Source organism: Pseudomonas sp. TE3911 (assembly GCF_054062775.1).
In genome coordinates, this window is sequence record NZ_JBSSFP010000001.1 from 2887477 (window position 1) to 2901895 (window position 14419).

General features: G+C 62.3%; 16 protein-coding genes. 2 read left to right on the forward strand and 14 right to left on the reverse strand.

Annotated features, from left to right (window positions below; translation table 11 throughout):
• The first annotated feature begins 48 nt into the window (after window positions 1-48).
• Window positions 49-603 carry a DcrB/PsbP domain-containing protein gene (locus tag ACVWXD_RS12945; protein WP_032885383.1) on the forward strand — a complete coding sequence of 185 codons (555 nt, stop codon included), beginning with the start codon at window positions 49-51 and terminating at the stop codon, window positions 601-603.
• Between the two features lie 68 nt (window positions 604-671).
• On the opposite strand, the gene ACVWXD_RS12950 is transcribed toward ACVWXD_RS12945, so the two are convergent.
• Genes ACVWXD_RS12950 through ACVWXD_RS12965 form a run of 4 tightly spaced genes read right to left on the reverse strand, consistent with a single transcriptional unit; the run spans window position 672 to window position 3355 of the window.
• A complete protein-coding gene (locus tag ACVWXD_RS12950; protein ID WP_122763651.1) occupies window positions 672-1391 on the reverse strand; it encodes an alpha/beta fold hydrolase in 720 nt (239 codons plus the stop codon).
• Window positions 1392-1402: 11 nt separating this feature from the next.
• Window positions 1403-2158, reverse strand: coding sequence for a precorrin-6A synthase (deacetylating) (cobF, locus tag ACVWXD_RS12955; RefSeq protein ID WP_181640165.1), 756 nt, complete (start codon window positions 2156-2158; stop codon window positions 1403-1405).
• A 9-nt stretch (window positions 2159-2167) separates the two neighbouring features.
• Window positions 2168-2758 carry a histidine phosphatase family protein gene (locus tag ACVWXD_RS12960; protein WP_032885417.1) on the reverse strand — a complete coding sequence of 197 codons (591 nt, stop codon included), beginning with the start codon at window positions 2756-2758 and terminating at the stop codon, window positions 2168-2170.
• 51 nt (window positions 2759-2809) lie between these two features.
• Window positions 2810-3355 carry a DUF4865 family protein gene (locus ACVWXD_RS12965; protein WP_032885386.1) on the reverse strand — a complete coding sequence of 182 codons (546 nt, stop codon included), beginning with the start codon at window positions 3353-3355 and terminating at the stop codon, window positions 2810-2812.
• A gap of 93 nt (window positions 3356-3448) precedes the next feature.
• Here ACVWXD_RS12965 and ACVWXD_RS12970 point away from each other — a divergent pair, with 93 nt between their 5' ends.
• The gene (locus tag ACVWXD_RS12970; RefSeq protein WP_032885387.1) at window positions 3449-4315 is read left to right on the forward strand and encodes a LysR family transcriptional regulator; all 867 of its coding nucleotides are present in this window, start codon (window positions 3449-3451) and stop codon (window positions 4313-4315) included.
• A 51-nt stretch (window positions 4316-4366) separates the two neighbouring features.
• Here the strand turns inward: ACVWXD_RS12970 and ACVWXD_RS12975 are convergent, their stop codons facing one another.
• The 10 genes from ACVWXD_RS12975 to ACVWXD_RS13020 are packed head-to-tail and all read right to left on the reverse strand — an operon-like array spanning window position 4367 to window position 14409.
• Window positions 4367-5344: a LysR family transcriptional regulator gene (locus tag ACVWXD_RS12975; protein WP_032885388.1), complete on the reverse strand. Its 978-nt coding sequence runs from the start codon at window positions 5342-5344 to the stop codon at window positions 4367-4369.
• 51 nt (window positions 5345-5395) lie between these two features.
• Complete coding sequence (locus ACVWXD_RS12980) at window positions 5396-6337, reverse strand: peptidylprolyl isomerase (protein ID WP_457371100.1); 942 nt, start codon at window positions 6335-6337, stop codon at window positions 5396-5398.
• Window positions 6334-6795, reverse strand: coding sequence for a YbjN domain-containing protein (locus tag ACVWXD_RS12985; RefSeq protein ID WP_032885390.1), 462 nt, complete (start codon window positions 6793-6795; stop codon window positions 6334-6336). The genes ACVWXD_RS12980 and ACVWXD_RS12985 overlap by 4 nt, the downstream gene beginning before the upstream one ends.
• 20 nt (window positions 6796-6815) lie before the next feature.
• On the reverse strand, window positions 6816-7442 hold the full coding sequence (locus tag ACVWXD_RS12990; protein WP_181640167.1) for a DNA repair protein: 627 nt from the start codon (window positions 7440-7442) through the stop codon (window positions 6816-6818).
• A gap of 18 nt (window positions 7443-7460) precedes the next feature.
• Window positions 7461-9161 (reverse strand): putative porin, encoded by a 1701-nt coding sequence (locus ACVWXD_RS12995; RefSeq protein ID WP_457371101.1) that lies wholly within the window; start codon window positions 9159-9161, stop codon window positions 7461-7463.
• A gap of 42 nt (window positions 9162-9203) precedes the next feature.
• Window positions 9204-9908: an energy transducer TonB family protein gene (locus tag ACVWXD_RS13000; protein WP_032885393.1), complete on the reverse strand. Its 705-nt coding sequence runs from the start codon at window positions 9906-9908 to the stop codon at window positions 9204-9206.
• A 3-nt stretch (window positions 9909-9911) separates the two neighbouring features.
• On the reverse strand, window positions 9912-10337 hold the full coding sequence (locus tag ACVWXD_RS13005; protein WP_016980095.1) for an ExbD/TolR family protein: 426 nt from the start codon (window positions 10335-10337) through the stop codon (window positions 9912-9914).
• Between the two features lie 11 nt (window positions 10338-10348).
• Complete coding sequence (locus tag ACVWXD_RS13010; RefSeq protein WP_099601618.1) at window positions 10349-12148, reverse strand: DUF2341 domain-containing protein; 1800 nt, start codon at window positions 12146-12148, stop codon at window positions 10349-10351.
• 24 nt (window positions 12149-12172) lie between these two features.
• Window positions 12173-13756 carry a ShlB/FhaC/HecB family hemolysin secretion/activation protein gene (locus tag ACVWXD_RS13015; RefSeq protein ID WP_095185993.1) on the reverse strand — a complete coding sequence of 528 codons (1584 nt, stop codon included), beginning with the start codon at window positions 13754-13756 and terminating at the stop codon, window positions 12173-12175.
• A 59-nt stretch (window positions 13757-13815) separates the two neighbouring features.
• Window positions 13816-14409, reverse strand: coding sequence for a transposase (locus ACVWXD_RS13020; protein ID WP_032885396.1), 594 nt, complete (start codon window positions 14407-14409; stop codon window positions 13816-13818).
• Window positions 14410-14419 lie beyond the last annotated feature (10 nt).

Consider the following 14419-nt stretch of genomic DNA (forward strand, 5'->3'; position numbering starts at 1 on the left):
ATTTTCTGACAGAATACGGCGCAATTTCGTTCATCCCTGGAGCGCTTCATGGCCACTTTCACCAAGACCGCCGCCCTGCTGGCCCTCGCGCTTACCGCCGGCAGCGTATTCGCCGCTGCCAAGCCGACCGTGCAAACCATCTCCACCTTGGGCGGCAAGTTCACCTTCAGCCTGCCCAAGGCCTACACCGCCGACACCCTGCCGTCGGGTAAGGCTGAAGATGGCACTGCCGACACCCAAGGCACGATGTACGCCAACAAGACCACGAAAAGTGTAGTGATCGTCGCCGAAACCGTGCGTAACGACGGGGTTAGCATCAAGGACAACGACCCACAATTCCTCGACGGCGCCGTGGCCGGCTTCGTCAAGGACCAGAGCGCCGCCCTGCCCGACTTCAAAAAGCAAAGTGAGAAAAAACTGACCTTCAAGGGCCTAGGACTGCGCCAAGTGGACAGCACCGCCACCCAAGGCGGCGGTAAAACCTTGAACTCCACATTCCTCGGCGGTTCAGGCAATCACCTGCTGGTGATCCAGGCGATTTCACGGGCCGATGATGCAAAAGGACATGCTGAACTGGTGAAACAAATCACTGGCGGCAAGTAACCAGCAGTCCTGACGACGCCAATCAAAAGTGGAAGGGGCTCGCCCCCTCCCACTTTTGTTCAACGCACTCACTTCAAATTCGTTTCCAGCCAGGCCTTCAGGTCCTGCACTTCCGTCTCACTGACGGTGTGGTTCATCCCCGGATAGCCATGAAACTCCGGCTTCAACCCCAGCCCCACCAACACCTCATTCGCCCGCGTCGCCGACGCATACGGCAGCGCCTGGTCCAGGGTGCCATGACCGATAAAGATCGCCAGTTTGCCCAGACGTTCGTCCGGCTTGAGCTCAGCCTTGAGCACCGGCAGCAGGCTGCCACTCAGTGCCGCGATGCCGCGCACCAACTGCGGGTCACGTAAAGCCACCTCATACGTCATGATCGCGCCCTGGCTGAAACCTACCAAAAACACCCGGTCAGGCTGGGTGTGATACTTGACGGTGGCTTTGCCGACAAAGTCCCTGATCAGCGCAGCGCTGCTCTGCAAATCGGCCGTCACCCCATCGTAATCGCCGTCCCCCGGCGTCTTGGTAAACCAGCGGAAGCCATTGGGCTCCACCGGCATCGGCGCGCGGGCCGATAGGTAGGTCCAGGTGGACGGCAGCGCGTCCTTGATCCCGAACAGGTCCTCCTCATTACTGCCGAACCCGTGCAGGAAAATCACCAGCGGCTCGTTGCGCGCATCGCTTTGGGTCTGTTCCAGGTACGCCAGCGGCAAATCGGTGTGCAACTCGGAATCGGCGTGAGCAACGCCAGCCATCAGGGTCAGCGCCAGGGCAAACAGTTTGAGCATGGGAAATGACCTCAGGGTTTGCGCAATAAATAGGTGTCCATGATCCAGCCATTCTCAAGGCGCGCCGCCTTGCGCACCCGCTCAATCTCTTCAGCCACTTCGCTGACTTTGCCGCTGATGAGGATTTCATCAGGCGTGCCCAGGTAGGCGCCCCAGTAAATATCGAGGCCCTGATCCGCCACCGTGCGGTAGGAATCTTCCGCGTCGAGCATGACCACCAGGGTGTCGGCATCGCTGGCCTGCCCCGCCGCCAGCCTGCGTCCCGTGGTGATTTCGACGGACTTGCCGATACGGTTCAGCGCCACCTTATGCTGGGCCGCCAAGGCCTGCACACTGGTGATGCCGGGGATCACTTCAAACTCGAACGTGCACCGGCCAGTGGCCAGGATCGCCTGCAAGATGCGAATGGTGCTGTCGTACAGCGCAGGATCGCCCCACGCCAGGAAAGCGCCCACTTCGCCGTCGGCCATTTCCTCATTGATCATGCGCTCGAAGGTGGCCTGCTTGTCACGGTTGAGGTCCTGCACCGCGGTGGTGTAGTCGATCTCACCGCGTACACGCTCGGGGCAATCGGCCTCGACAAAGCGGTAGCCGGGCTCGGTGATGTAGGTCTCGCAAATCTCGCGGCGCAGGTCGATCAACTTGTCTTTGCTCTGGCCCTTGTCCATCAGGAAAAACACGTCGGTGCGGTTCAGCGCCTTCACGGCCTGCATCGTGATGTAGTCAGGGTTGCCGGCGCCAATGCCGATGATCAGGATGCGTTTCATGGGTTGCTCTCATTGCGGGGCGTGGATTTTGCCATGTTCACGCGCCTGGGCGTGAGTTTCCAGGCGCAAGCGCCAGACCTTGTTGAAGCGAAGTTCAGTGGCCGACAACGCTTCGACGTCGATGAGGTAGAACATCGACAGCGGGAACTGCATGACGTACAGCAGTGCGGCGCGGATCACAAAGGGGTGCGTAATGGCGACCACATGGCCGGGTTGGGTTTCGAGGGATTTCATCCACTGCGCGACACGTGTGCAAACGTCATCCACCGACTCGCCGCCATGGGGTGCGCACGTGCTGTCAGTGAGCCAGGTGTTTAACTGATCGCCATTCAGTTGGCTGATGGCCTGGCCTTTCCACTGGCCGAAATCCGCGTCACGCAGGGCGTCTTCGATTCCTGCGTCATCGCCGAACAAGCCGGCTGTCTGCCGTGTACGCACTTCCGGCCCGCACAACAAACGCCGGGGTTTCTTATAACGCCCGGCGAGGGACAGCGCCGCGCCATGCCAATCCATCGCCACCGCCTCGTCGTCCGGAAAACGCCCGCGCTTTTGCAGAGGCGTGGCGGCATGGCAGATGAGTGTCAAACGGGTGGCCTGGATCACGGATTGTTTCAACGACAAGGATTAAGGCCACCAAGACTGGCGCAGTTATCACTGGGGCGCAACGCCTTGTGCCAGATAGAGCACCTGGTAGCCCGTGCCTGGGTGCTCGGCATCCAACGTTTTGGCCGACAGCGTAAACCGCACCAAGCGCCACGCTTGTACGTCCAGCGCGAGGAACACCGCGAACGTGTCATTGCTATCCGCCAACTGCTGATTCCGTCGTTTCTCATCGGCCAAGATGCCCGCGCGGTCCACGCCAGGCGCCAGCGGCCGTTCCTCCCGATACAGACTCAGCGCGTTCTGCGCCGGGCCACGTTGTACATCCAGCGGCAGCCAACTCTCGATATGCGGACGACCGAAGCTGTCGAGCACTTTCTGGAAACGCTCCCCCAGCAAAAAGTCAGCGGCCTGCAACGGGTCGGCCCACAGGTACACCGAGGAATACACATTGCCGCCAGTCTCCTGGGCGATAAACGCCTTGAACAGCAACCCTTCAGCGTGATCCCACAACGGCCCCAACTGCGTGGCACGTCGGCGAATCACGTTCATGTCGTAATCGGCGGGTAAGCGGTGTGAATACTGTTTGGCGAACATCAGGAAGCTCCCAGGCAAGATGAGGTATCAGCTTGCGCATCCGCGATGATTTCAACAAGATATGACCGAATATAGGTGCGATAAGGATTTGATATGACTGACGCGCTCAAACCTCTGGACATCGACACCGTGCACGCCTTCGTACTGGTGGCCGATTTCGGCAGTTTCACCCGTGCCGCCGAGGCCCTCGACACTTCCCAGGCCGCGATCAGCCTTAAGCTCAAGCGCCTTGAAGAGCGCCTCGGCTATCGTCTGCTTGAGCGCACGCCACGGCATGTGCGGCTGTCGCCCCAGGGCGAGCAGTTCATCGTGGCCGCGCGTGCGCTGCTCAACGCCCATGAACGCGCGCTGGGCGACATGGGCACCCACGCACCGCGTCGCCTGGTGATCGGCATCAGCGACCATGTCGCCGGCCCGGACTTGCCGGCCTGGCTCAGCCGCCTGGCCGCCTATGACCCTTTGGTGATCCTCGAAGTGCGCATCGCCTCCTCCCGCGACCTGGTCGCGGCCTTCGATCGCAACGAGCTGGACGCGGTCATCGTGCGCAACGAGGGCGACCGCCAGGACGGCGAAGTCTTGGTGGTGGAACGCTTTGGCTGGTTCGCCGCGCCCACCTGGCAGCACAGCGCCGGCACGCCACTGCGCATGGCGACCATGGCCGCGCCCTGCGGCGTTCGCCACTTGGCCACACGCGCACTGGATGCGGCGTGCATCGACTGGACCGAAGTATTCGTCGGCGGCGGTGTGATGGCCGTGGGTGCGGCAGTCAGCGCCGGCCTCGGCGTCGCCGCCCTCGCCCACCGCGTGGCACCCGCTGGCGCGGTGGAGGTGAGCGAGCAATATGGGTTGCCGGCGTTGCCCGTCAGTGAAGTGGTGCTTTACAGCCGTATCAGTGACGCACGCTCCAGGGAAACGTTGCGCGCCCTGAGCGCAACCTTTCGTGGTGTGCTGCAACGGTGAAACCAGCCCCGCAATTCCTCTGCTACGGGCCATCTCATTGAACATGTGCAGTCAATCAAACCACTCGCGGCGGCCTTCGAACGTACTGACGATCAACGCCACAATCATCTGCACCGCCTCGGCATCCTGCACCTGTGCATTCACCGCCAGCCACACCTGACGCTGCATGCTCTCGGCCAACAACCCCGGCAAGGCCACCAGACCTCGGTCGAAGCTGCTCATGTAGTGCGGCAGCAACCCGATGCAGGCGCCGCAGCGGATCATCTCCAGCATCAGCGAATACGCATGCACCTGCACCACGGCGGCCAGGCGCTGCTCCACCACGTGGTTCCATGGCTGCAAGGCCTCGACCTGCGCATCGGGTTGCCATTGCACCAGCATGTAGTCAGCGAGGTCTTCCACGCTGTCCGGGCGCGTGGTCAGCCGCGAGTAGCGCTTGGCAATGTGCGGCAAGTACTGCAGGCGCGCCAGGGCCCTTGGCGGTTCGGTGACAAAGCCCGGGCCGGGCATCGGGCTGTCGCTGTCCGACAGCCACACCACCACATCCACGTCCACCGCTTGCAGGGACAGTTGGCTGTCGATGGAGATGATCTCCAGGCGCACGCTGGCGTTGCGGCGCAGCAAGGCGATCAAATCGCGGCCGAGGATGTCATGCAGGATCGGTTCGGCCACCGCCACGCGGATCAGCGGCTGTTCCACCACCGGCAGGCGTCGTTCATGGGCCAGAGCGATCAGTTGCGCCTGCAATTGCTGGCCGTCCCGACTGAGCACCAGCCCATTGCCCTGGTAACTGAACAACACGTGCCGCAAGTGCTCTTCCAGTTGCGCCAGGCGCTTGCGCAGCAGCGTCGCCTTGATGTTCAGGCTGCGCGCCGCCTGCATAAAGCAGCCGCAGCGCGCGCTCACCAGAAAGTAGCGCGCCACCTCCGGATCAATCTCATGGGCCAGGGCCAGCCAATGGCTGCGCGGCTCGGCCGCCGCGGGATAGGCGGCGGTGCCCTGAGGGCCGGACGGTTCCAGTAATGCCATTTGAGACTCCCTGTCTTGTTGGTCTGGGCATCCAATGCGGGTGGACGGGTATTACTCCAACACTTTGTTCAGCTCAGCGCCGTCGATGCTCAAGGTCGCGGTGTTGAGCATGCCTTCAAGGTAAGCCTTGGCGATCTGCTCTTGACGCTGGGCACGCAGGGCCTGGGTTAGGCGTTCACGCAGCTCATCGAGGCTGGCGGTGCGCGTCGGTTGTTGGCCGATCAACTTCAGCACATGGAACCCCGCCGGGCTCTGCACCACGTCCGACACCGCGCCGACCTTGAGTCGCGACACCGCCTCGCGCACTTGCGGCACCAGTTGCTGCAACGGCTGCATCCCCGAATCACCTCCGCGCGCGGCGCTGTCCGGGTCCTGGGAAAACTGCGTGGCCAAGGCCGCAAAATCGGCCGGCGCGGCCTGGGCCTTGCGGCTCAACTCCTGGGCCTGGCGCCGCACGGTATCGAGGGTTTGCGGGTCATTCACGGCGAGGAAAATCTGGCTCACCCGGTACAACGGCGGCGTCACCCATTGCGCCTTGCCGCTGTCGTAGGCCTGTTGCAATTCAGCGGCGCTGGGGTAATCGGCCGGGACTTTACTGACCGACAACATGTAGTCACGAAACACGATCTGCTCGGTGGCGGCGCGGGTCTGTTGCTCCACCTCCGGGCGCTGGCGCCAGCCTTGGGCGTCGGCCTGTTCCAGCACGGCTTTTTGCGCCAGACGCGAGCGGATCCAGGTTTCCAGGGCGCCACGGTTGCCACGCAATTGTTCGCGGGATTCAGCCGGCAGGCTGGCGAGCACGTTTTTCAGTTCCGGCAGGTCGATCTGCTGGTTGCCCAGGCGCGCAACCGCCGGCCCGGTTGACGCAGGGCTGATCACCGGCGCCGGTTGTTGCGCCGCCACCGGGTCGCTGCCCGGTCGCAGGCTCAACGCCACTGCCACCACCAGCAGGGCCAACGCGCCCGCGCCGACCATCAGTGTCGGCTTTTTCACAGGACAGGCGCCTCTTCCCCAACCGCGGCGGCCTGCAACTGCGCCGCGTGCTGGCTGTATTCACGCAGGTAGACAATGAATTCCTGCAACAGACGGTCCCACAATTCCAACTGACTGCGCAGGTGCGTGGCGCCAACGCCGGCCACCACCACGTCCATTTCCATCAATAGGAATTCACCCTGCACCGACAACCGCGCAAAACGGCGCGAGGCATTCCACACCTGGGCCAAGCCTTCGGGCAATTCGCCCTGGACCCGCAGCGCGCAGCTGTAGGTGAAGTCCACATAGCTGCCCTGCTCGGCCGCCGGGTTGCCGAAACGCACGGCAAAGCCGATGCCCTGGCTGGCGCTGAGCAACTGCACGATGCCGTTCTGTTCGGATTGGTTGACCCGGTAGCCGGCTTCCTGCAACAGCTCGGTGAGGCTCTGGACGCTAACGCTAGTGATCAATTCGCTCATGGTCTGTTCTTCCTTGTCGATCAGTGGGTGACGCCCGCCTGGGGCGCATCAAAACGGCTCTTGTACAAATCGTCGCCAAAACCCTGGGCCAGTTCCTCGAACTTGACCCGCGCGCTGCTGGCGAACGGCTGGCGAATACTCATCACCTCAGCCACATCGATTTTTTCGTAGGCCGCGAGCAACTGCTGGGCCACGCCGTACATTTGTTGATTCTTGACTGAACATTGCTGCACTTGTGTGTCACGTTCGCTCAATTGCGCTTGCAACCGCGCACGCTCGGTTTCCTTGCCCTTGGCCAGCACCAGCAACTCGTCATAGGCCTTCTTGAACTTGCCAATCTGCTCGTTGCTCGCATTCACCTGGGCTTGCGCCTGGCTGTGCAGACTTTGTTGCTGGCCGGCCAGTTGCTCGGCCATGCCACGGGTCTTTTCCAGCTCAGCCGTCAACTGCTTGATCTGGGCCTGGGCCTGCTTGGCCTGGGTTTCGGCGGCGATGCGCGCGGCACTGGCCTGGGCCTGCTCGCTTTGCAACGCCTGCAATTGCTGGGTAGTGCTGCGCAGTTGGGTACGCAGACGTTCCTCCATGCCTTCGGCGCAAGCGCCGCTGGCGACGAACAGCAACAACAGCCCGCAGATTCGCGTGTTCATGTGGCATCTCCCTGCGCATCAAAAGCGCGTGTTGAGTTCCAGTTGCATCACATCCACTTCAAATGGCTGGCCGTAGACTTCGGAGGCGCTCAACCAACGTGCGCTGGCGTAGATGTTCTTTTCGATGCCGTAGTTGGCGCCAATGAAATAGCCCTTGGCATTGGTGCCGCCCAGGTGGAACGAGGAGTCATTGAAGCCGTCGGGCAAGGCGTCGGGTTGGATGTATTTGTAGCCGGCCAGCACGTTCCAGTCGCCACGCTTGCGCATCTCCAGCGCGCTGCCGAGGGTGAACGAGACCATCAAGGCATTGCCGCCACTTTCAAACTGGCCGTCGCTGTTGAGGTTGTTGACGATCTGGCCTTCGCTGCGCTTGAGCATTTCGCCCTTGTCGTAGGCCAGGTTGTGAATGAAGTTGCCCTGGCTGCGCAGCTTCAAGTCGCTGGGCAACTCGCTGTCCCAGACCGCGTTGAGGTCCAGCACATTGAACTTGGACGCCAGGCCGACGTATTGCGGCTCCGGCGTGAGGCCGGGTGTGGCCGGGTTAGGCGTGATGTTGCGCAGGTTGAACACGCTGTTGCCCTTTTGCATAAACGCCACCCGCGAGCCATCAGTGTCGCAACCGGGTTGGCCTGCCCACGGTGAGCACGGGCTGGAACGTTCGCCTTCGATGTCCTGGAATTGGTAGTACGCGGCGGCCAGCTTGAGTTTGTTGCTGCGGCTGATCTTCCAGTCCGCGCCGATCTGCCCGCCAAACAGCCATTTGGTCTCGCTGTCCTGCTTGTCGACGCCGTTGCTGCTGGCAGTGTCGGAGGTGTACTCGACCGGGAACGCACCAAGGGTGCCGAACAGGCCCCACTCGCTGTTGAGGCTGTGATTGAAAATCGCCGCCACGCCGTCGAAATTGAGGTCGTTGGAATACATCATGTCAGTGGAATAGAACGGGTTGCCGATACGCCCGCCGGTCAGCGTCACCGCGTCGGAGGCTTTCCAGCTCAGGTAACCCTGGTCGAGCCAGATGTCTTTCTTGCCGAAACCACCGCCCAGGGTCTGGGTGGTGGACACCGGGTTATTGTCCGAACCGGTACCCAGGCGAATGCCGGCGGTCCATTCCGGCGAAATCACCGCTTTCATGCCCAGGCGGGCGCGCAGGCGGAACAGGTTCTCACGGTCCTCGCGGGTATTGAGCAACGGCGGGAAACGCGTATTGGAGCCAGGATTGACGTCATACGGGCCTGAATCGTTGAGCTTGGCGTAGTCGGTGATGGTGTCGTCGTTCTTGCCCGAAAAATACCGAGATTCGTCGCGTAAACGGATATCGCCATCAAAGCTCACCCGTGAGATCCAATCCGGAAAGGTGTTGGGTTGGGCCCAGTTTTCCTGCTTGGCGGTGGCCATGACTTCAGCCTTCACCTGGTCACGGATCTGATCACGCACCGCTTGCGGCACATACTGCACCCGCACATCCCCAGGCGCTGCGACCGGGCCGCTGGCAACCACCGGCGCCGCATTGGCCTGGCGCGCCTGCAAGGCTTCTTTTTCGGCCTGGGCGATCAGGCCGTTGGCGGTGTCCTGGGTCAGCACGCCCTGCTGCACCAGCAGGCGGATCAGGTTGATGGTGACGTTTTCCGAAGGGGCAACCGGAGCAGCCGCCGCCTGGCCGACCAGGGTCGCGATGACCATGCCAACCGCCAGGGTCAGTCGATTCACGGGGGAAATCATGTGTACGCAACTCCTGTAAAAAACCATTGAAAAAGCATTCGATCAATCTGGACGCCGACCCTTGAGGGACAGGCGTACCGGCATCGTCACCGAGGCCGGCACCCGTTGCGTGGCATGGGGCGCACGCAAGGCGGCGAGGACCTGGGCATCGGTGTCGGCATCGCCGCTGGACTTGGCCAACTGCGCACGGGTGACCGCGCCTTCGGCGTCAAGCCACAAGTCCGCTTGCACCGTGTAAGCCTTCTTGCGTAACTCCGGGTCTTCGCGCAGCAGGCGTTGAAACACCCCGGCCAAGTACTGCTTATAAGTGCCGGCACCGAGTCCACCACCACCGGAACCCGCCATGCCGCCGCCCTTGCCCGCGCCAATGTTGAAACCGTCGTTGCCTGACTGGGCGTCGCCATCGATCTGCATCGGGTTGGCCAGGTCATCGGCCGGTGAAGGCGGCGCTTCCTCGGCCGGCTTGACCTCTTCCGGTTCTGGAGTAGGGACCGGCTCAGGGATTTTTTCTTCCACTTGCGGCTCCGGTTCCTTGGGCTTTTCAGGCGGTGGCGGCGGCGGTGGCGGCAACGGAATAATCGTCGGCACCTTCGGCGCTTCGCGACGTACGCCACTCATGTCATTGGCCCATTGCCATAAAAACCAGGCCGCCACGGCCGCCAGCAGCAGGCCGGCGCCCCACTTCAGCGGGCGCAGCTTCGGCGTTTTCTTGACCGGCAACGGCGTGATCGGGATCTGTGCAGTCATGACTCAGCCCTGGCTCGGTTTGCCGGTGACCAACCCGACCTGGGACAGCTCCAATCGGCGCAGCAGGTCGAGCACTTCGATCACTTTCTGGTACTGCACCATGGCGTCGCCGCGCACGATCACCGGGAAATCCGGGTTCAGTGCTTTCTCGATGCGCAGGCGCTCTTCCAGCTCGCCGAGGGTCACCGGGTAAGCGTCGAGGAACACCTGGCCGCCGTCATTGACGGAAATGGCCTTGGTCTTTGCCTCCGACAACGACACCGAAGCGCTGGCCTTGGGCAGGTGAATCTGGATACCCGACACCTGGGCGGTGGCGGTGAGGATGAACATCACCAACACCACCATCAGCACGTCCACCAGCGGCGTGATGTTGATGCTGTCGACAGCGGCATCATCGTCATCGTCGTGGGAGGTATTTACGGAAGCCATGGCGATTCTCCTCAGGCCGGAACCGATGCGTGATGTTCGCGACGGTGCGCGGCTTCACTGTGCTGGCTCTCGCCGTGCATCTCCGCCAGGCGGGTGATGAACTCGTCGACGAACACCCGCATGTCGGCGCTGACTTCCTTGTTGCGCGTGATCAGGCGGTTGTAGCCAAACAGCGCGGGGATCGCGACGAACAGGCCCATGGCCGTGGCCAGCAAGGCGGCCGCCATACCGGGGGCGATGGCGTTGATGTTGACGTCACCGGCCATGGCCGTGCCGAGGAACACCACCATGATCCCCAGCACCGTACCGAGCAGGCCGATGTACGGGCCGCCGGCAATGGCGTTGGACAAGGTCGAGAGTTTGGAACTGAGGGCCTGGTTCTCACGGGTGCGCACGCCGTCCATGGAACAGCGGATGGCTTCGATGGTGGCCGCAGACACCGATGAGGTGTCGGCGCCCTGGGCACGGCGCGTGCGGATCTCCTTGACCGCCACCAGGTACAGGCGCCACAGCGAGGAATGGGTCAGCCGCTCACCCAGTTGCGCGTCGTCGGCGTACATTTCCAGGCGGGTGCCGATCTGCGCGAAGTGCTCGCGGAACACCTCGTTGGCACTGCTCACACGGCTGACCTGACGGTTCTTGCGCAGCATGATCACCCACGATTGGAACATCATCGCCACCAGCACCAGGATGATGACCCAGGCATCAACCGGCACGGCATTGAGCAAAAAGCCCAGGCTGCCGAAGCCCATGCCCGACTGTTCTTCATCCACCCCGTAAGCCACCAGTTTCGACTCGGCGCCCTGGGCACTGGCATCAGCCAGCAACAGCGCGGCCGGGCGCGCCACTTTGGACAAGCGCAGCTCATCCATCGCACCAGCGAACGGCAAGTGCGTACTGCCTGCTTCCGGCAGGTCGGCACCGATGGCGAATTGGGAATTGAAGGCCGGCAATGCGACGGCGAGCGTCGCGGTTTCGCGACCATTCACATACAGCGCGACTTTTTCACCCTCGGCGGTGAACGCCAAGTGCTGCCATTGGCCGGGGTTCAACGGCTGCGTCGAGACAGCGCGCTGGCCGTCGATTTCCACAAACGGCATGCCTTGATTCAAGCCCAGCAACAGGCTGTGGGCACCGTCGCGACGGGCCAGGACGATTTGTTCGCCACTGGCCTGGTCCAGACGCAACCAGGCGCTGACGGTGAACGCCCCACCGGCGGCGTGTTGCAGCGACGGGCTGGCCGGCAGCAACAGCGGCTGGCCGCCGAACTGCAAGGCGCGGCCGATTACGCCGTCGATGCTCGCGCCGGTGGCGTTCAGCGCCGTGTTGGCATAGGCCGTGGTGTCCCGTGGCGGCGTGGCATTGGCGCCGTCAAAGTGATAGAGCGCGGTGTAATTAGGGTCAAACGTCAGCTGGCCGTTGGCGGTGGCCGGGGCCTTCTGGTTGCCGTAGTACATCCAAATGTCCTGGCGCTGGCCGCCTTCGACCTTGGGCACGTCGACCCAAATGAGCGCCATGCCCATCAACGGATCAAAGCTCTCGATCTGGTGATTGAGCACGGTCTTGTCATCGGCACTCACAAAGCGCAGGTCGGCGCCGTCGTCCTTGACCCCGTCAAAGGTGAAATTGCCGGTGTGCAAGCGCACCAGCAGTGCGGTACGGCCCAAGGCCTGATTGATCGCGGCGCCTTGGGCGGTGGTGTCTACCGAAATCTGTTTGCGGTAGTGCCAATCGTCCTGCCACCAGGCGTGGGCGGTGGCCGGGAGCGCGAAGCCCAGGCAGATCATCAGGCTCAGAAATAGGCGTTGCATGGGTGAAGTCTCCGGAAGAAAAAGTCAGAACGTCGCCTGCACACTGAAGTGCAGTCGCGAATCCTGTTTCTGGGTGTTCGGTCCATCGAGCAGCGGGTAGCCCCAATCCAGGCTGCCGGACAACCATTTGCTCAAACTGGCGCGGGTGCCCAGGCCGACACTGGCCAGGCTGTATTCGTCTTCTTGCTCGGGCAGCGGGTCGTGCAGACGCAGGCGCGCGCCTTCGGCGAACGCATAAAAGCGCCACTCCTGCACATAACTGCCGAGGAACTTGGCCAGGGACGGCGTGCGCAGCTCCTGGGACAGCAGCAAGCCTTCGTCGCCGGTGCGTTCGGCCGCCAGGTAGCCGCGCACCGAAGTGGCGCCGCCGGCGGAATACTGCTCGTTGGACACCAGCGGCCCCGAGGCCAATTGGAAGCCGGCCTTGGACGCCGACTGCCAATCGTTGGCGAAGGTGTAGCTGTAATTCAGGTCGCCCTTGAGCACGGCAAAACTGGCGCTGGCCTTGTAGCGTTTGTAATCGAACTCTTCGGCGTCGCTGCCGTAACCAAAGAACGCACGGGTGCCGACCACCAGGTTCAGGCCCAACCCCAACTGGGACTGTTCGGTGTAGCGATAGCCGTTGTAGCCGAGGGTGAACGGCGCGTACTTGAGCGGTACCTGATCGCTGCTGGAACCGAATCTCATCTGCTCGTCGAAGTCTTTGAAGTCGATACCGAACGAGAAAGAATTGGCCCAATTGCCGGCGGCCGGCAGGTTGTAAATCGCCGACACCCCATAGGAGTGGCCCTTACCGAGTACGTTGCTGCCGCCGATGGTGGCGATGTTGCTGTCGGACTGGTAACCGGAGAACTGCAAAGTCCAGCGCTCATCCAGCGGCGCGCTGTAGGAGCCCGACCAGACCTTGGCGTTGTCGGTGTCCTGGGGTGCGGTGAAGTACGTCAGGGAGATGCTGTGGCCCAGTTGCCACAGGTTGTCGTAACCCAGTGTCGCGACCGAACGCAGCTTCTCGGTGTCGGCGCTGTAATCGTTGTTCAGGCCGATACTGGCGTGCCAGGGGTTCTGGTCTTCCACCTGCAAATCCACATCCATGGTGCCGGGGCGCTGGCCTTCGCGCACCAGCGGCGTAACCTGGCGCCCGGCGCTGCGATTGAGCCCGGCCAACTGGGTTTGCACCGTGGAAAAATCCGGCACCGCGCCCTCCTCCAGGCCCGGCACTTGCTCGCGGATTTCCACCGGCGAGTAATGCTTGGCGCCGACCACACGTACCCGGCCGACCTTGGTTTCGCTGACTTGCAGATAGACGATGCCGTCATCGACCTTCTGCTCCGGCAACTCGACAAACACCGACTGGTAACCGCGCGCCTGGTAGATCTTCTGCAAGGCGTCCCGGGCGCCTTCGATATCGTCGAGGGTCTTTTGCGGGCCCAGGAACGGGTACACCGCCTCCTCGATGGTGGCCGCATCAAGCACGGTATTGCCACGCACGAAGTACTCGTTGACGTCCACTTTGCGTGCCGGCGCTGCGTCCTCCGCCAGCGCGGGTTGGGCCATGGCCCCCAGCGCCAAGCAGCACAGCACCAGCGTTGATTTGAACAGATGCTCCACACCGCCCCCTGACGTTCTATAAGTGTTCGCCGCCGCCACTGGCACGGCGTTCGGCCGGCTCAATTGCTGGCGATCGAGGTGTTGCCGTGGCGTGCCAGCCAGGTGTGCAGCAAGGCGAAGTTCAGCGAGAACTCCGGCATGTGCAGCAAGGCGCCACAAAACACGTCACCAATGATTTTCTGGATGAGCTGTACCGCACGAGGGTTGTTGAGCAGCGTGGCGATATCGCGGGTGAGTACGTGAATGCTCCAGACCTTCTGGTTCAGGTCCAGGCCGACGAACCAGCGGAACAGCAGGTTGTAGTTGAGCTGTTCGTGCAGTTGCTGTTCGCTGGGCACCGAGTACAGCAGTTGCAGCAGCAGGATCTGCAGCACGGTCTGCGGTGCGATCAACATCGAGGGCTCGGCCACCAGCCAGTCGCGGTGCTGGTCGAGGACGTCGTCGATCTGCGGGCGCAGTAGCACCAGGGAATGGCCTGCGGGGATGTAGCTGGAGACTTCCTTCACGGCGCCCTGCCAATCGTCCTGGGAGACGATCCATACCCAGGGTGCGCCATAGCGATAGACCGACACCGGCTTCTTGCGCGCGGCTTCGACGATCTTTGACAGGCGCTGGTCGAGCTCCTGCATGCCGACTTTTGAATAACGTTCCATAGATCCCATT